This window comes from Paenibacillus sp. 7523-1 (genome assembly GCF_002276415.1).
GTDB lineage: Bacteria > Bacillota > Bacilli > Paenibacillales > Paenibacillaceae > Paenibacillus > Paenibacillus illinoisensis_A.
The window spans coordinates 12,696-29,792 of the sequence record NZ_NPBR01000010.1; the positions used below are offsets into that span (position 1 = coordinate 12,696).

General features: G+C 46.8%; 20 protein-coding genes and 1 tRNA gene. 5 read left to right on the forward strand and 16 right to left on the reverse strand.

Annotation, left to right across the window (positions count from 1 at the left end):
• The first annotated feature begins 100 nt into the window (after positions 1-100).
• Entirely contained in the window at positions 101-1,003 is a 903-nt protein-coding gene (locus CHH60_RS12145) for a manganese catalase family protein (protein WP_095359411.1), read from the forward strand.
• An 89-nt stretch (positions 1,004-1,092) separates the two neighbouring features.
• Here the strand turns inward: CHH60_RS12145 and CHH60_RS12150 are convergent, their stop codons facing one another.
• The 5 genes from CHH60_RS12150 to CHH60_RS12170 form a co-directional block, all read right to left on the reverse strand.
• Positions 1,093-1,677, reverse strand: coding sequence for a DUF3221 domain-containing protein (locus tag CHH60_RS12150; protein ID WP_095359412.1), 585 nt, complete (start codon positions 1,675-1,677; stop codon positions 1,093-1,095).
• A gap of 98 nt (positions 1,678-1,775) precedes the next feature.
• Positions 1,776-2,090 carry a hypothetical protein gene (locus tag CHH60_RS12155; RefSeq protein ID WP_095359413.1) on the reverse strand — a complete coding sequence of 105 codons (315 nt, stop codon included), beginning with the start codon at positions 2,088-2,090 and terminating at the stop codon, positions 1,776-1,778.
• Between the two features lie 181 nt (positions 2,091-2,271).
• Positions 2,272-3,303: a FecCD family ABC transporter permease gene (locus CHH60_RS12160; protein ID WP_095359414.1), complete on the reverse strand. Its 1,032-nt coding sequence runs from the start codon at positions 3,301-3,303 to the stop codon at positions 2,272-2,274.
• Between the two features lie 2 nt (positions 3,304-3,305).
• Positions 3,306-4,361 (reverse strand): FecCD family ABC transporter permease, encoded by a 1,056-nt coding sequence (locus CHH60_RS12165; RefSeq protein WP_095359415.1) that lies wholly within the window; start codon positions 4,359-4,361, stop codon positions 3,306-3,308.
• A 234-nt stretch (positions 4,362-4,595) separates the two neighbouring features.
• Complete coding sequence (locus tag CHH60_RS12170; RefSeq protein ID WP_095359416.1) at positions 4,596-5,330, reverse strand: glycerophosphodiester phosphodiesterase; 735 nt, start codon at positions 5,328-5,330, stop codon at positions 4,596-4,598.
• A gap of 238 nt (positions 5,331-5,568) precedes the next feature.
• Between CHH60_RS12170 and CHH60_RS12175 the strand changes: the two genes are divergently transcribed.
• Positions 5,569-5,841: a hypothetical protein gene (locus CHH60_RS12175; protein WP_095359417.1), complete on the forward strand. Its 273-nt coding sequence runs from the start codon at positions 5,569-5,571 to the stop codon at positions 5,839-5,841.
• Between the two features lie 233 nt (positions 5,842-6,074).
• Here CHH60_RS12175 and CHH60_RS30075 read toward each other — a convergent pair whose 3' ends face one another.
• The 7 genes from CHH60_RS30075 to CHH60_RS12205 all read right to left on the reverse strand — a co-directional run bounded on the left by CHH60_RS30075 (position 6,075) and on the right by CHH60_RS12205 (position 12,575).
• Complete coding sequence (locus CHH60_RS30075; RefSeq protein ID WP_217506391.1) at positions 6,075-6,206, reverse strand: YjcZ family sporulation protein; 132 nt, start codon at positions 6,204-6,206, stop codon at positions 6,075-6,077.
• 113 nt (positions 6,207-6,319) lie between these two features.
• On the reverse strand, positions 6,320-6,907 hold the full coding sequence (locus CHH60_RS12180; RefSeq protein WP_095359418.1) for a TIGR00730 family Rossman fold protein: 588 nt from the start codon (positions 6,905-6,907) through the stop codon (positions 6,320-6,322).
• A gap of 228 nt (positions 6,908-7,135) precedes the next feature.
• On the reverse strand, positions 7,136-7,555 hold the full coding sequence (locus CHH60_RS12185; protein ID WP_095290057.1) for a hypothetical protein: 420 nt from the start codon (positions 7,553-7,555) through the stop codon (positions 7,136-7,138).
• Positions 7,556-7,574: 19 nt separating this feature from the next.
• The gene (gene ung, locus CHH60_RS12190) at positions 7,575-8,243 is read right to left on the reverse strand and encodes a uracil-DNA glycosylase (RefSeq protein WP_095359419.1); all 669 of its coding nucleotides are present in this window, start codon (positions 8,241-8,243) and stop codon (positions 7,575-7,577) included.
• Between the two features lie 307 nt (positions 8,244-8,550).
• Positions 8,551-11,472 carry an insulinase family protein gene (locus CHH60_RS12195; protein ID WP_095359420.1) on the reverse strand — a complete coding sequence of 974 codons (2,922 nt, stop codon included), beginning with the start codon at positions 11,470-11,472 and terminating at the stop codon, positions 8,551-8,553.
• 273 nt (positions 11,473-11,745) lie between these two features.
• Positions 11,746-11,831 (reverse strand) — tRNA-Leu (locus tag CHH60_RS12200).
• Positions 11,832-12,116: 285 nt separating this feature from the next.
• Positions 12,117-12,575: a general stress protein gene (locus tag CHH60_RS12205; RefSeq protein WP_095359421.1), complete on the reverse strand. Its 459-nt coding sequence runs from the start codon at positions 12,573-12,575 to the stop codon at positions 12,117-12,119.
• 229 nt (positions 12,576-12,804) lie between these two features.
• On the opposite strand from CHH60_RS12205, the gene CHH60_RS12210 reads away from it, so the two are divergent.
• Positions 12,805-13,041 carry a hypothetical protein gene (locus CHH60_RS12210; RefSeq protein WP_095359422.1) on the forward strand — a complete coding sequence of 79 codons (237 nt, stop codon included), beginning with the start codon at positions 12,805-12,807 and terminating at the stop codon, positions 13,039-13,041.
• Positions 13,042-13,120: 79 nt separating this feature from the next.
• Here CHH60_RS12210 and CHH60_RS12215 read toward each other — a convergent pair whose 3' ends face one another.
• Together CHH60_RS12215 and CHH60_RS12220 are read right to left on the reverse strand one after the other, a co-directional pair.
• Complete coding sequence (locus CHH60_RS12215; RefSeq protein ID WP_095359815.1) at positions 13,121-13,606, reverse strand: NucA/NucB deoxyribonuclease domain-containing protein; 486 nt, start codon at positions 13,604-13,606, stop codon at positions 13,121-13,123.
• A gap of 119 nt (positions 13,607-13,725) precedes the next feature.
• A complete protein-coding gene (locus tag CHH60_RS12220) occupies positions 13,726-14,880 on the reverse strand; it encodes a sensor histidine kinase (protein WP_095359423.1) in 1,155 nt (384 codons plus the stop codon).
• 291 nt (positions 14,881-15,171) lie between these two features.
• Here CHH60_RS12220 and CHH60_RS30520 point away from each other — a divergent pair, with 291 nt between their 5' ends.
• Complete coding sequence (locus tag CHH60_RS30520) at positions 15,172-15,360, forward strand: DUF6199 family natural product biosynthesis protein (protein WP_095290179.1); 189 nt, start codon at positions 15,172-15,174, stop codon at positions 15,358-15,360.
• A gap of 169 nt (positions 15,361-15,529) precedes the next feature.
• Entirely contained in the window at positions 15,530-16,330 is an 801-nt protein-coding gene (locus CHH60_RS12230; protein WP_095359424.1) for a hypothetical protein, read from the forward strand.
• A gap of 111 nt (positions 16,331-16,441) precedes the next feature.
• On the opposite strand, the gene CHH60_RS12235 is transcribed toward CHH60_RS12230, so the two are convergent.
• A complete protein-coding gene (locus CHH60_RS12235) occupies positions 16,442-16,771 on the reverse strand; it encodes a DUF1904 family protein (RefSeq protein WP_095359425.1) in 330 nt (109 codons plus the stop codon).
• A 174-nt stretch (positions 16,772-16,945) separates the two neighbouring features.
• The gene (locus tag CHH60_RS12240; protein ID WP_095359426.1) at positions 16,946-17,071 is read right to left on the reverse strand and encodes a sporulation protein YjcZ; all 126 of its coding nucleotides are present in this window, start codon (positions 17,069-17,071) and stop codon (positions 16,946-16,948) included.
• Positions 17,072-17,097: the final 26 nt, after the last annotated feature.

The window sequence follows — 17,097 nt, forward strand, 5'->3', positions numbered from 1 at the left end:
TGCTGACTGCGGTTTGATTCTCCCATTCTATGTGTAATAGGCCTTGATAGACTGAACTGAATTATGATCTGAACACCCATTTCGAGGAGGTTATATTTGAATGTTCAAACGAATGGATGAAATCTTGATTGAAATCCCCAATGTCGAGAAGCCCGATCCCAATGCAGCCGCATCCATACAGGAACTGCTAGGCGGCAAATTCGGAGAAATGTCAACGTTGAACAATTACCTCTACCAGTCGTTTAATTTTCGCTCCAAGGAAAAATTGAAGCCCTTCTACGACCTCGTCATGAGTATTACAGCCGAAGAATTGGGTCACGTGGAGCTGGTATCTCACGGGATAAACCAATGCCTCAGAGGTTCGACCGCTTACAAGGAACCCGATGATACACCACTTGGTTCCGTGAAGGATGCACGTCTATCCTATCATTACCTGGCGGGGGCCCAAGGTGCCATGCCTTTTGATTCTATGGGCAACCCGTGGACCGGTGCAAATGTGTTCAACAGTGGTAATCTTGTCGAGGATCTGCTGCATAACTTTTTCCTCGAATGCGGCGCACGTACACATAAAATGAAAGTATACGAAATGACAGACCACCCTGCTGCCCGGGAAGTGGTTGGGTTCCTGCTAGTACGCGGCGGTGTACACGTCGTTGCCTACGCCAAAGCGCTGGAAATTGCAACAGGCGTGAATGTGACCAAGCTGGTTCCTATTCCTTCATTGGAAAACAAGGCATTCACCGAGACCCGAAAATACGAAGAAAAAGGCGTACACACCAAGCTGTACACGTATAGCGATAAAGACTTTAATGCCATCGGCCAAATCTGGAAAGGAACACACCCTGAAGATGGACAACCACTTGAAGTCATTCAAGGTGTTCCAGAAGGCTTTCCGATTCCGGAAGCCCCTGCGGTGGAAGAAGAATTCGCCCCAGGCATTTCACATGAGGACTTCGCGGAAATTGCACGTCGTCTGAAAATGGCGGGGAATATTGCTGATTGATACAGCATGATCATGATGATGTCATAATATATAAAGCCCTCGTTTGCTAGATAAGCATATCTGAGGGCTTTTGTTTTTTTATGCTTCATTCACTTTTTTTGTTCTTGCACCGATTCCACTGGCTCCACATCCTGAACTTCGAGTTCAATCTGCGCCTGATTATCATCCGTTGACATGGCATCCTTCATGCGAACCGCCCAGATTCCTGTATCGGCATGAAACTCCACGTCTTCAATGACCGGCAAACTTATCTCCTCACCATCGGATAAATAAATTCCGCCGCGAATTGCGTCCGCCTCACTGATCTTCGCGCCATCGGGAGTTGCCGCAGCATACTCTGCAATGGACTCTGCTCTTGCACGACCTGGATAAGGCTCTTCCTCCGGACTTCCATCCGTCCAGACTTCAACATACGTACCAATCTGAGAATCAGGTACATTGGAGAACCATTTTGCCGGATAATACTTACTCGTTTCTCCATTCGTTCCGATTTCCTTATGTTCGGGATTCACAACAAGGATGGAATTCTCTTTGCGATCCACCACATAGCCGGTAAACCCTTTCTCTCTTGGAGCATCTGTTCGCGGCGGTTCTACTTCCTTCTGAACCTGTAACGAACAGCCTGTAAGAATTAAAATGATGAGCATCATAAGAACGATCATACGACTGGACACTTCCATTCCCCCTCTATAGGCAACATGTAGTGCAATCTATTTCTCTTATAGACGGCTTCCCACTACCCGATGTTACAAAAGAAGAGCATGATTATCGATCAATTTCTTTGGGATCTTTTGTACGCAACCCTTCCCCAAATGATCAAACCTGCGCAACACAGCAGAACACAGTATCCCCAAGCAAAAAGCATGGCGATTCCCAGGCCGATATTGGCATCCAGACGTTCATCGGTTAACTCGGTATAAAAAGCAAAGCCCAAGGGCACAGCCCCCACGATAAATAATACGGCCATCAAACCACCCCAGCGTCTGAACACCGGCGTTTGATTCGATTGCGACAGTTTTTTAATGCCCCGATACAGGATGAACAGAAGCAAAATGAATATCAGCCATGTGCCAAGAATTTGCGCCATCTTGTCCGCCTCCTTCGAATATAATCCCAACTTATCATTGTAGAAGAATCATTTCCTGCTTATCCATTATATTTCGCCCTTCTCCGGTACATTAATCACATCCATATCAATTAAAACAAACACGCCTTCACCCGGCCCTATGCGAGCCCAATGAAGACGTTCTGTTACCATGTGAATTGCTCTATCTGGTTCTGCTCAAGAGATAGAGGAAGTATGGCGCACCGAGGATCGCAACCAGAATTCCCGCGGGAATCTCGGAAGGCTGCAGAATGACACGGCCCAGCGTATCCGCAATGAGAACAAGAAGAGAACCGACCAAAGCGGATGCAGGCAAAAGAAACTGATGTTTCGGACCCACAAGGCGTCTGGCCAGATGCGGTCCGATCAAACCTACAAAACCAATTCCGCCACTGACTGATACACAGGACCCGGCAAGACCTACGGCAGCAGCAAGCAGGATGAGTCTCTCACGATTAACCGATGCACCAAGTCCACTGGCGGTCTGGTCCCCGAGGTTCAGGACATTCAGCACACGCGCCTTATATAGAACGACCGGAATAAGAATAATTAAAAATGGAAGCAATGCCGATACGAACTTCCAGTTTGATCCCCAGATGCTGCCTGCCATCCATGTCGCCACAAACTGGTACTTCTCCGGACTGAGCCGAAGTGTAAGTACAATCATAGCAGAGCTGATTCCGGCAGCTACCCCAATTCCTGTAAGAAGCATACGTGTAGGCATGATGCCCTCTCCCTTTTTATACGAAAGCACATAGATGAGAAAGGCGGCAAAACTGGATCCAATTAAAGCAAGAATCGGCAGCAGAAATACAGGGGCCGCCGTTGTTGTAGGAAAAAAGGATACAAATAGCATTACGACGAGCCCCGCACTTGCATTGATCCCAAGTATCCCCGGGTCTGCCAGCGCGTTACGGGACACGCCTTGCAAAATACATCCAGACAAGGCAAGCCCGGCACCAACCATGATTGAAATTACAATCCGGGGCAAACGGAACTCAAACAGGATTAGCTCCTGCTTCGGTGTTCCCCCACCGAATAACGTACGCAGCACTTCAAAAGGGCTCAGCTTCGTGAACCCCGTATTCATGCTGATCATAAATGCTGCAATAATTAATGCACCAAGAACAATCATAACAATGGTGCTTTTCGTTCTCTTTTTGCGCTCAGCACCAGTGAGAGTTGAGGATCCCATAATTACAGAGACCTCCTTTCTTTACGGGCCAGATAGAGGAAGAACGGTACCCCGATCAAGGCAACCAGAGCACCGATTGGTGTCTCGTATGGCGGATTAATCATGCGTGCTGCCAGATCGGCGAACACCAGCAGCAAGCTGCCCATGACAGCTGAACATGGAATGATCCAGCGATAATCAACCCCGACGATTTTACGTGTAAGGTGGGGGATGATTAGTCCAACGAAACCTACAGCACCAACCACGGATACGGCCGTACCCGCAAGAATAAGCACTACGATAAGACCAACTAGCTTAATCAAGCCGGTACGCTGTCCCAGTCCGACGGCAATCTCTTCACCGAGACTAAGGAGCGTGATAGAACGAGAAATAATCAAGCCTACAATGAGTGCAGCCAGGACCCAGGGGAACATGACCTCCAGTTGAGACCATTTTGTGCCGGCAACACCGCCCGCTGTCCAGAAGGCCAGATCCTGTCCAATTTTGAAATACAATGCGATCCCTTCACTCAGTGCGGACAACATGGCGGATACCGCTGCTCCCGCGAGCACCAGTCTAAGAGGCGTAAGGCCCGATCTGGACGCTGCTCCGAACCCGTATACAAGCAGTACGCCAAGCCCTGCCCCCATAAAGGAATACATTATGATATACATATACGGCATGCCAGGGAAAAAAGCGAAACACACAGCCAAGGCAAATCCCGCCCCGGAATTCAGCCCAAGCAAGCCCGAATCGGCGAGTGGATTGCGTGTCATACCCTGCATGATTGCACCAGCTACAGCGAAGCAGGCACCAACCATCGCCCCACCAAGAATGCGCGGCAATCGAATTTCCCAGATGATCTGATGCGGGGTAAGATCCGGGTTGAAGTTAAAGATGGCTTGCCAGACTACACCGAGTTTAATATCTGCGGCACCAAAAGAAATGGACAAAGCCATACCCAGGGCGAGAAGTACGAGACCACCAGTCAGGATCAAGGTAGCAGCCCAGGGACGAGTATGTATTTTGGCTGTCGGTGATTCCGTATTATGACTTGTCGATGAAGCCTTCGAACTCATATGTGCCCACCCTTGTTATGAGTGGAGTAGACCAATCCTATGTACATAACAATCACCTCTCTGTTATTGCCGTTCTTTTAATGATATTGATTCTCATTCCCATACATCATTGTATGTCAACAATCTCTTGCTGGCAATGGATAAATGGGACAAGTTTATTGCATTAAACATTTTTTTGATTCAAAAAAGGCTGCACCGAGCATAAGGGCTCAGGTGCAGCTTATTTTTTTGATGTTAACGGCTATGTAATCCAATCAATGCGGCCAGTACATCGGGAACATCCGTAATGATCGCTTCCACACCCATCTGGATCAATGCTTGCATCTCTGCAGGATCGTTTATGGTAAACGGATGTGTCGAAATTCCCTGAGCCTGCGCAGCAGCTACTTCCTCTTGTGTTACAGCCAGCTTATATGGATGCAGTGCCGAGGCCTCCAGTTTGGCTGCATAGTCGTAAGGACGATAGAGTTTTTCCATGTATAGAAGTGCCGTCCGAATCTCGGGAGCGATCCGTTTACACTTCACCAAAGATGCATGATTGAAACTCGAAAGGATCACTTGCTGTTCCAAATCCCAGTTTCGAATGGCTTGCACAATCTTTTCCTCCATGCCCTTGTAACCAACAATTCCATTTTTCAGTTCCAGATTAAGCAGAATCCTTTTTCCCTGTACGAGATCAAACAGCTCTTCCAGTGAAGGGATGCGCTCTTGGGTAAAGTCGGCATGGAACCAGCTACCTGCGTCAAGTGTGCGCAATTTTTCATATGTTGTATCCTTAACCCAGCCGGATGCACCTGCAGTCCGGTTCAATGTCTCATCATGAATCAATACCAATCTGCCATCACTGGACATCTGAACATCTGTCTCAATACCCGTGGCTCCGAGCTGCAGACAACGTTCGAACGCAACCATTGTATTCTCAGGGCAGACGGCGGAAGCTCCCCTATGCGCAATAATTTCAATCGCCATTCCTCAGCACCTCCTGTATTCGCACATCAACTCTAGCATTTCCACTATACGACCGGTTTGTCATAACCGTATTAACGGAACGTTTAATGCGTGTTCGATTCCATACTGGACGAAGATGGCTTGGGAAAATGTCCAGTCAGACTGGGGATTCACTCATTTTTGCGAACTCAATCTGCAAATCGACATAACATAGTATGAGCGATAGAAGTTCCGTACTCCGCCATAAGGAGGTTGACTATTGAAGCCCTTAAGGAACAAGACCCTTCCCCAGCGTTCTCGCATCTCCCAGTCACAGTCGGCTTCCAGGCATTCCAGTCCCTCTGTGCACATTAAAAACCAGTCTAGCAAAAAAACAGCGTCGAATCAGCGGAACACGAATTATATCTCTTCCAGAACCTTGGATCAGCTGGCTGTTGTCGCTGCCATTCTCTCCTTGATTGCAGCTGCCATTGGGCTATATATCGCCTGGAAATCACTGAGTATACCAGACGAGACCGCTGTTGTGGTATAGACCAGTGCAGCTTGTAGAACAGCTCTGCGTGCCAGACGGTTGACCCTGCACCTAATTGTCATGCGGGAGCAGGGTTTGTTTATTTTAAGTAAGTTCTAACCATTTCCTCGCAGGAAAAACAAAAAAACCGTTCCCCTGAAACGCCGACAGCTGCCGGCGTTTCTTCGGAAAGGCTTATTCCTCATTCGGTGCGCTTCAGATAGAGCCTTCCCATCCGGGAATGGCTGACCGAATTACAGAATGAAGGTGCGGGAGATGATAACCAGCAGAATGAACAGTACCAGAATCGCGCCTGTAGATGTCCATGCTCCGCCGCCGAAGCCTCCGTATCCATACCCGTAACCTGTGCCTTTGATTTCGCTCATGAGTGACACTCCCCTCTTAAGAAAGTACACTATAGACTATGTCTCGGGCCGCAATTTGCTTGGGCAGAACGGAAAGTTTTCCGCAGATGCCGATGGTTAACCCCTATCTTGATTTACTTTTGTTCATTAAGCTGAGTCCATTTCTGAGTCAACTGTGAGGGAACGTAAGCCGACATCTTCGCAAGCAGTTCGGCAGGTTCTGATTCAAGACTCCACAGACTGAGATGAGAAGTATTCGAAAATCCTTCATGGACACTATGCTCCACCAGTTTCATCAAGGGTTCGTAATAACCGTTCACATTCAATAAACCAACTGGTTTGCGATGAATACCGATTTGAGCCCAGCACAGCACTTCAAACAATTCCTCAAAGGTACCCATGCCACCAGGAAGGGCGATAAATGCATCCGACAGTTCCGCCATTGTTGCCTTCCGCTCGTGCATTGTCCCCACTTCAATCAGCTGTGTAAGGCCTCCATGCACAATTTCTCCACGAAACAATCCGGTTGGCATAACGCCAATGACTTCTCCGCCATTCTCCAGTGCTGCATCGGCCACCGCACCCATTAATCCCATGCACGACCCGCCATATACTAGGGAGAAACCGTTATCTGCAATTTGCTTGCCCAAGTTAATTGCCTGCTGTGTATAGTCCGGATGATTCCCGGGGTTGGAACCTGCAAAAACACATATACGTTTCAAAGGGCTTCACTCCTTCTTGTTGTCTATCTCATTAGTATATAACAAGAATGTCATTGCTATGTTACCCCTTTATATTGTCTGGAGACAAAAAAACCCGACCGTTTGCAGCCGGCCAGGTTCCCATGTTATTACACATCATTTAGAAGGGGTTGTTACATTTAATATAAAGGCCGAAGATTAAATCTATATGATCTTTACATGAAATGAATATTAAATATACAAGTCATATTAGCGTATGCCCCGTCTGGAACGCACCACAAACATATGCTTGTCCTTGCGAAGCAACCGCCCATCTGCAAGCTCGACCTGATCTTCATCATGACGAAGAATCGTGGTGGACAGGGCTACAATTTTGGCCCGCCGCCATATCATGACCTGTGACTTAAAATAGATGGCATTGTCAAACTGAATGGCCTTTTTCATCACATATCCGACCTTATGCACCTCAGAACGTGCTTTCTTCAGAGGAAGGCTCTCTTCAGGGAGAGGTCTAATCATTGCGATATTGTCGAACGACACCTTGATCCGTTTCGGTCCGATTCGTACACAATCTGCTTCTTCATCCCACTCTACCAGGGTCCCCTTCAGTGGCTCCCGTATTCCCGTTGCCCGATATACTGCTACTTTTCGTCCAACCCAATGCCGCAATGTCCTCACCTCCGCTTATCTAGTTTTCCGGTATAGTCCAATCAATCGGTTGAATACCTTTGGAGGTCAGGAAGTCGTTGGCTTTGGAGAATGGCCGACTGCCCAGAAAACCACGATGGGCGGCAAGTGGACTGGGATGTGTTGATTCCAGCACCAGATGTTTATCCCGGTTAATAAAGGCTCCTTTTTTCTGTGCATGACTGCCCCACAGCATGAACACCATCGGTTCCGAGCGTTCATTCAATGCACGAATCACCGCATCAGTGAACTTTTGCCAACCCAGCCCCTGATGAGAATTCGGCTGGCCCTCGCGTACCGTAAGTACATTGTTAAGCAGCAATACACCTTGTTCCGCCCAGTGAACCAAGTACCCGTGTCTCGGAATTGGCAATTCCAGATCTGCATGAAGTTCCTTATATATATTTAGCAGTGAAGGCGGAATGCGTACACCTGGCATGACCGAAAAACTTAATCCATGGGCCTGTCCAGCTCCGTGATATGGATCCTGACCCAGAATGACCGCTTTGACCTGATGATAGGGGGTCAGTTTGAGTGCGGAGAACAGATTTTCTTTGGATGGATATACCGTTTGTGTTTTGTATTCTCCCGCTAATGCATAACGTATATCGTTAAAATACTCCGATTCAATCTCTTCTCTAAGAACTGTGTCCCAATCGTTTTCAAACATATGTATGGGCTCCTTTCGCTGATGAAAACATACCCGTGCTGCCAGAAACCTCTGGCTGCCCCTGTGTTGAGCCTGATTCAAGGCTCTTAGACTATCCATCATTTTAACATACCTCCGGGCGGCAGGCCAGAAATGTGCTATAGGGTCATGTCTGCTCAGGCTCTGACTGGTATCCTCTGATTATTCTTTAAGCCATTTTCATGAGCTATAAACTAAAAAAAACGAGCCCCCAGATGGCTAAACCAACCGGGGACCCGTTTTATGTTCATGCATCCATTTTGCGAAAACCTATGCACTACTTCTGCATTTAGTACTTAATCAGATCCAGCGTTTCGTCGAACAGGAAGCCTTGCTCTTCGATCTTGCTTTCATTGCCGACAACGCAGCGATTTCCTTGTTCCAGGATTGCAGATACGAGGGCAGCCGAATCAACGATATGAGCTTCCGTTGTGCCCAGCACTTCATCACGCTCCTGTTGAAGATCTGCTTCGGTAACGTTGGACAAGTAGCACTCCAGTGAGAAGTTCCCTTCCGAATACGGTGTTCTCGGGGTATCCAGATCCTGGATGGCACCGATAATATACCGCGTCATTTCACGTTCATCCGCTCTGAAATTTCGCAAATACTGCGGAATGTCTTCATACACTTTGTACGTTTTCTCAAGGTTAGGGTCTCTGTACGAGGCCAGATAGCTGTCTCCATTCCGTCGGAAACCGCTCATGCAGCCGTAGGCACCACCCTTGGCCCGGATATTCGTCCACAGATAATCAAGAGACAGGATCCCCTGAAGAACCCGCAGCGAGCCTGTATACTGGAAGCCCTTGGTGAGGAAGTTGCCTGTCTGAACAACATATTGCACTTCCGAAGGTGACTTGAAGCCCTCATTATGATGAACCTCTTGGAATTCAGCATGCTCCTTCGCCACATCATGTGTATACAGCTTGGATTTCAGGTCAGACACCTGCTGCTCCAATCCTTCATACCCTTTCTCATCTGCGGTATAGCTGACAAGCAGCAGTTCAGGTCTGAAAATCATGCCTGTCAATTCTTGAAGACGAGTAGCAAGCTCTTCTTTTCTCTCATCATAGCTCGCCTGAAGCTCTTCAAGCCATTGGTAAAAGGCGATTCCGCTCACAGCTTCCCGGAAGGCAGCCACAGCTGAATGTTTGGCAGAGGATCTGCCCATCGCTGCCGAATGTCCACTGTTGATCAAGCTGCGCTGCAATTGTCCCTTCAGTTGGGAAATGATCTCATACAGGCGCTTCGAGTCGTCGAACCGGGAAGTCAGAATGATCTCTTGGATCATGTCAAACGCAAATCCCAGCTTGCTGTACAGAACTTTCGCTCCGAATTCGAAGTGAGCCCGGTACGCATTATACTGTTTTGCATCAGCACTCGCACCTACGCTTGCACTGATTCCGCCTGAGTGGATATGGATTTCATTGGATAACTCGTTGAACGAGAAATTCTTCGTATCCACATAACCGAGTACACTTTTCAGCAGACCGGCATAAGGCAGCAGATGCTGCGGTATCTCTTTGACATCAAATAATAGCTTCAGATAACCAATCCCGTTGGTGTATAGATTGTGATGCAGGATCGTTGTGCCTTCTACCGTCTTCAGGGTTTGGTACAGGGTGGATGCCTTGGGTTCGATATCTTCAATCGACAAGGTCGGAATAACCTGCTGTTGTTCTTTGGTCGAAGGCTCATTTTGATAATCCGCAAGCTCTTTCGTTTTTTGCACCAACTCTGCGATTTCGGTCTCATTCAGACTGGACTGATAGGATTTCAACCGGGTACGCAGCGCCTCTTCCTTCCGCTGATTCAGCCCTTTATCCGGAGTCACGGCAACAAATGAGGTATGTGTATTTTGCAGCAAATACTGCTCAATCAACTGCTCGAAGTATCCTTCATTCATTTTGGTTCGCAGCGTCGCAAATACGTCATTGGCCTCCAGGTGTGCAAATGGCGCCTGATCATCATAGAGCCAGCTCTGAAGGGTATAGAAGCCATAGATGAGCCCTTTCGGCATTCTTCCAAAATCGGCTTCACGATGGTTGAATTCATAGGAGTTAATTCCCGCAAGCAGCGCCTTGGGATCAATTCCTTCCTTCACCACACGCTGGAGCACTTCCTGCACTGTATCCAAAAATACCTGCTTGCTCTCCAGGTTACTCTTCTTCAAACCGATGGTCAGTACAGGCTGATACAAGCTGTCGTCATACGAGCCATAGACTTCTTTGGCAATCCCTTTATCCAGCAGCGCCTGCTTCAGAACAGCTCCCGGTGCACTCAAAAGTGCATACTGCAAAATCTGAAAAGCAATGTTCAGCTCCTGATCGTGTGTGGTTCCAATGACGGCATTATACGTCAGAAAGCTGTTATCCACTTCCGACTCGGTACTTCCCGCGGAATAGGTTTTGACCACATCAACCCGCTCGCTGAAGGCTTCCTGTACCCCAATCTCCGAGTCAGTCTCGATACGATCGTACTGGTTCAGATAGGTTTCATCCAGCCATTTCAACTTCTCTTCCATATCCATATCACCGTACAGGTATATGTAGCTGTTCGAAGGATGATAGTATTTCGTGTGGAAATCGAGCAAGCCCTGGTAGGTCAGATCTGTGATCTCATCCGGAATGCCCCCAGACTCGCAGGAATAGGTTGTATCCGGGAAAAGTGAATTCAGGACGGCTCTGCGTACAACTCGCTCCGGTGAGGAAAAGGCCCCCTTCATCTCGTTGTACACCACACCGTTATATGTCAATTCATCCTCGGGAGAGGCCAGATTGTAGTTCCAGCCCTCTTGCAGGAATATTTTCTCGTTCTCATAAATATTGGTGTTCAGTACCGCATCCAGATAAATATCCATCAAGTTGTGGAAGTCATGATCATTGCGGCTTGCGATCGGGTAGATTGTTTTGTCCGGGTACGTCATCGCATTCAGGAAGGTATTCAGTGAACCCTTCAACAGTTCCACAAAGGAATCCTTTGCAGGAAACTTTTTGGACCCGCACAGCACGGAATGCTCTAAAATATGAGGCACGCCCGTATTGTCACTTGGAGGTGTTCTGAAACCGATACTGAATACTTTATTGTCATCCTCGTTGGATAAAACGACGATTCGGGCACCTGATTTTTTGTGTTCAAGCAGGTAGCCATCTGATTTCAGTTCCTCCATCCTGCGTTCCTGTAAAACCTGGTAAGGCTGAAGTTGTTTCAACATATGCTGATCCTCCATCAAAAGAAATTTATTTTGCTTCCTTGAGTTCCGCAAGATAAAGGTAATTTATGCCTATGGATAGTATACACCATCGTTACATGTCTTCCTAACTTACAGGCTGAGGCAACTAGACGTCTTCTGATATGTATTATGTACAATTTCGGTTTATGAACCCGAAAGGCCCTGAAATTCAATTCCATGAGCTCAAAATGGGTATAAAAAAAGATCGCATCGACAGCTTGTTCAACAAGCGTCATGCGATCTTCTTCATAAGGATGCCGAGGACCGGGATCGAACCGGTACGGTAGTCACCTACCGCAGGATTTTAAGTCCTGTGCGTCTGCCAATTCCGCCACCCCGGCATATGTATGTATTACTTTATTACTTGAGGCGACAAGAAATATCTTACCATAGGATTGAACATTATGCAACATATAATTTATTTTTTTGTAAAAATACAACTACCATAAAAAAGTGAAAAGGCACTACCAGCATCAGCTGGCAGTGCCTAGAAAGTCCGAGTTGCGGTCCCGGACTTTCTATAAACCATCTATATTAAGGGAGGTGTGAGATCATAATACCGCCCCAACATTAAAGAAACCTAAAATCAGGCTTAAATTAAACTAAAAAGTTGCAAGAATCCTGTTCTATATATCTTCCCCCTTCACAATCGGTGCAATGTGGGCAGCATCTTCCTCACTGCATTCCACCACGATAAGAAAGTAATCCTGAAGAAGCCACTGCTCATAATACTGAGCATCCTCTTCAGCAATACCTGCTTCTGCCAGAGTAAGAACGAGATCATCCGTTTCTCCTCCAATTTCATTGCCAGCCAGTCGGCGAACCGCTTTGCCTGCAGAGATCGTCTGGTCCATACGTTTTCCCAATGCTGCGAGTACACCCTTGAAGACGCCGAATGCACCATCTGTACCAGCACCCTTCAACGGTTTGTCCAGACCTGCTTTTTCGCTGATCAAATCAAGATCCAAATGCTCCTTCGCCACAACTCCCATCGCTTCCGCTTCCAATCCTGCTTCCCTGAGCTTGTTAAGCATGATAATTGCTTCGTTCTCCGTTTGAACCAGTCCAACCAATAATTGTGTCATTCCGTTCCCTCCCTAATAGGACATGTTATAACCCAAAACGTTAATCCGTCCTGGCATCAAGGCTTTAAACAAAACTTATATTCCATAAGTCAATTCACCTAAACCTGAAGGATTTATTTCTTTTCTGGAAATCCATACCTAGTTCTGATAGACTAGATAAAGAAGCCAAATTAACCATTGAAATTATTGACATATTAAGCAACCATCTCATAACCAGGAGCAATGTCTTATGAAAAAAGAGGTAGAAATTGCCATTCGTCGTAATCAACAAATTGTAGTTCGCAACACCAGCGGTCAAACGGTGACCGGATTTCCCGAGCGTTCTGCTGACTCATCCATTCTTACCCTGCGTACGGTCCAGGGAAACCTTTGGATTCCTTTTGATGAGGTTGAGCAGATTACCCGCCTACTGAGTATCCGTTCCCATCATATGAAGGGCCTGCAGTTGAGTATTGCAGATCTATAGCTCTATAGCTGAATAAAACCAAAAACCAGACCCTCACGGGTCTGGTTTTTGGTTTGTTCTATGAGTTTGAATGTTCAAGCTACTTTACAACAAACTTCACCCTTGTTCCATCCGGATATGTACTCAGCTGATTACCAACCCATGAACCCGCTCCGCGGTTGTCCTTGGGCGTAATGTACTCGATATCTGCATTTAACCCGCCTTCAGCACACATGGCCATGGGCCACTCATCCCGATCCTTCCCTTTCTTCACGGGTACACCCTTGAGTGACAGGTCGCGATTGGCGTCTGCGCCCTCACGATCAATCGTGCATACATCCGAGTGCCCTGCCTTGATGGCGTCCTTGATATGCTTCGCCGTCTCCGGATACCGATCAGAGGGAAAGGTGATAGTGTGATCCACGCCCTGACTGCTCCCATTAAACGGGGATGGCAGATCCAGCGGCAATTCTCCCTCGAACCAGGCAAAGACAGCCAGAACCACCAGCGTTACCAGTGTAATAAACGATTTCTTAAGATTGCTCCAACCTTTGTTTTTCTTCTTCCTTGTGCGCTTCCTCTTCATGCTGTCTCCCCCGTTCCATCTTGCATTATACCAGAACGTTCGTTCGTGAAACAATACCAAAAAGACAGTCCGCATCACCCCGAACTGTCTTCTTCCCGTTTATTCTTATGAACCGCTTGTTATCCCACATGTGGGATAACAAGCTCCCGTAATAGTGGTAATGTCACATGGAAGTGCGTTCCCTGCCCTGGTACGCTCTCCACAGCAATGTCCCCGTGCATCAATTCAAGCAGTTCCTTACAGATGGTTAATCCCAGTCCACTGCCACCAAATCTGCGGGCATAAGATACATCTGTCTGGGTAAAAGCCTCAAATAACTGATGTAACTTCTCTTCAGGAATACCGATTCCCGTATCACTTACGGAGAACAACAAGGTAACGGAGTCCCCGTGTTGTTCCTTCACATCAAGCTGCAGTAACACTTCACCTTGCTCCGTGAACTTAATCGCATTGCTCAGCAGGTTATCCAGTACCTGACGTAGACGCAACGGATCTCCGACCAAAACGTCCGGTACCTGCATGTCGGCCTGGCAGCGCAATTGAACCTTCTTCTGTTCAGCCGCAGGCTCGTGCGTCCTAACGATCTGTTGAATGAGCTTAAGAGGCTGGAATTCAACCTGCTCCACTTGCATCTTACCGCGCCCCAGCTTCGCCATGTCGAGGCTGTTGTTCACAATATTCAGCAAAGCTTCACCAGACTGACGAGCAAGGTCCAAATATTCTTTTTGCTCCTCACTGATTTCACCCATGCTCGTTAACTCGATCATGCCCATAATTCCATTGAGCGGTGTGCGCAGTTCATGATTTAGTTTCCCGATAAACTCCAGGTGTCCCCTGCTGTTCATCTCCGCCATCCTGGCCGCCCTGCGAAGCTGTTCCTCGGCATATTTCCGTTCAGAAATGTCATATTGGATGCCAACAAAGAAGAGACACTGTCCTTCATCATCAAAAATGGGATCAATGTTCAATTCATTCCAGAATTGTTGACCACTTTTGGTGTAATTTAAAATATCAATTTTAATGGACTCCTGCCGATTAAGCGCCTTACGAATTTTGCTTATAGTTTCGGGATTCGTGTCCCTGCCCTGAAGGAATCGGCAGTTCTGTCCAACCACTTCTTCGGAGGTATATCCTGTTAGAGCAGTGAACTGTTCATTGACATATATCAATGGTTGCTCTGGTAAAGTTGCATCGACCACAGTTACGGAAGATTTAAGCTTGGATATTAAAAACTCCCACTGAATGGGTATGGAGTGCTTATTTTGGATGCTCATGCTTCCCCTCCTGTTTTCTTGTGATCCGTTGCATCAAATGAATATATAATTAAAATGATAACAATTGGGTCTTGGATCAACCGAAATCAATATATTTAATTGTAACACAGTTATTCAAATGATGTGGTTTGTGGGTAAAATACGCTTAACTCACACCAATCCGTCAGGAGGAAAACATCATGAAATTTCTGTTGATTGTTATTATTGTTATTCTGGTATTGTATTTCTTCACAAGACGCAGACGTCGTTAATTCCATTTCGGGTCATGCAAACAAGGAAGGAAGATTGGGCATGAGAACCCTCTTTTTTATTTTCATGACACTTTGCATTATCAATCTCTGTTTTCCCAAATTCGGATGGTATCTCCGTTATGGATGGATTTCCAGAGGAGAGTCCGAACCCAGTAAGCCTTATATGACGTTCACCCGCTTGACCAGTTTGGTGATGCTGATTATTGCTTTTACACTTGCATCAGCATGAAGAGCATATACTTATGAAGCAGTTGTCCATCTGGATCACTGCTTTTTGGGCTATCAATGAACAAAAAATGATAATTTTATTTGTGGTGCATTGCCCTCCGTCCCTTTACTATTAGTATTGTTATTCAGCGAGTACTGAATATATATGAACCTAGAAAGGGCATCTATGCATGAACATCATTTTCTACCCATACTGGGCTGCGAAGACACTCCTATCCTTTATTCATGTATTATATATCATGGTTATCACTTTACTGGTCTATGAACAGACCGGATCGGTGCTCTATGCCGCCCTATTTCCTTTCATTCAGATGACAGCACGAATTGCAGCCGCCTTAAGTTCTTCCTGGCTTGTGGGACGTTTCTCTGTGGCCAAACTGCTTATCGGCATTCCCGCAGCAAAGACGCTAACACTCACCGGCATTGCCATATCACTTACTTACCTGACTTTACATATCCCTGTCTTACTGGCCGTTATCACCGTTCTTTCCTTTCTGGAGGGCTGGGAGTCGCTGGTGCTTGACACCATCATCCCCCGCCTTGCTGTACAAGACGAAGAACTCGTAAAAACAAAACGCCTGCTATCCTTCTCCAGCCAGACCGCAACCATTGTTGGATATGCGATAGCCGGTTTGGTTGTCAGTCACTGGGGAGCTTCAACGACATTCTGGGCGGCTTCAGCCATGTTATGGGCCAGCTTGACGCTTATGATCGCCATCAGTTTACTCTTGGATGACACTGCCAAAAAAGATGACCTCAGACATCTTGAACGTCCTAATCGAAATGTCCTCCGGGAAGGTCTGCTATTGACTGGAGCCTTCGGTGTGTCTGCCCTCTTGTTTGGATGGGTTGCGGATGAGTCGGGAATCTGGCTGGTCTATCTCATCGGAGGAGCCGTGCTAATTCTTTCATCTATGTTTTCTTCCGGATTCATTCAAGCACGCCGGCAGCACAGCTCGATCCGAGCATAGGCATTTTTGAATAAAATAAAAGACGAGCAGATCCCTGCTCGTCCCAGGCTGTTCCGAACATTGGTGGAACAGCCTATTTTTAAAAAAACATATGCATGGTCGAATCATTATCTAATCTAATGGGTAATCGGTTAGCGGCTTGCCTTGCTTATAATATAAAGTCGGTGACAGGATGTTGAAGAAAATATGAGCATCAGAAAGGCCTTCGTCTGCCAGAATACCATGGATGGAAGATGCAATGCGATTGTGAATTTCCTGATCACGCTGGAACATCAGGATTTCAATCGAAGCGGGAGATGGGGTGAGAGCTTGTACATCATAACGCTCTGCCTTCAGTCTTTCTCGTGGAATATTACAAATGAGAGCCATCTGCTCCGTAATCCGGGGGACAGTTTCCTCCAATTGGTGACCTGTGAATCCTCTAAAGCGAATAAACGGCATTACGATCCCTTCAATCTTTAAATTTAGTCTCTTATGTGATTTTAAGCACATTGTTTTCGCTTGTCAAATGCAAGGCACGCTGATATTGCTAACTTCTCTTATCACAGAGGAAAGGCCCCGCTGAGATCTCAGCAGAGCCCTGAATGATCCTTCCGTTCCGTTAACAGGTACGAATTAACACCAGAACGATTTCGTGATGATAACGAGCAGAATGAAGAGTACCAGAATCGCCGCAGTAGAAGTACACATTCCGTATCCTACTCCACCAACATTGTTACAACCGTATCCAACTTGACTCATTTGATTGGCCTCCTTTGAATTTCAAG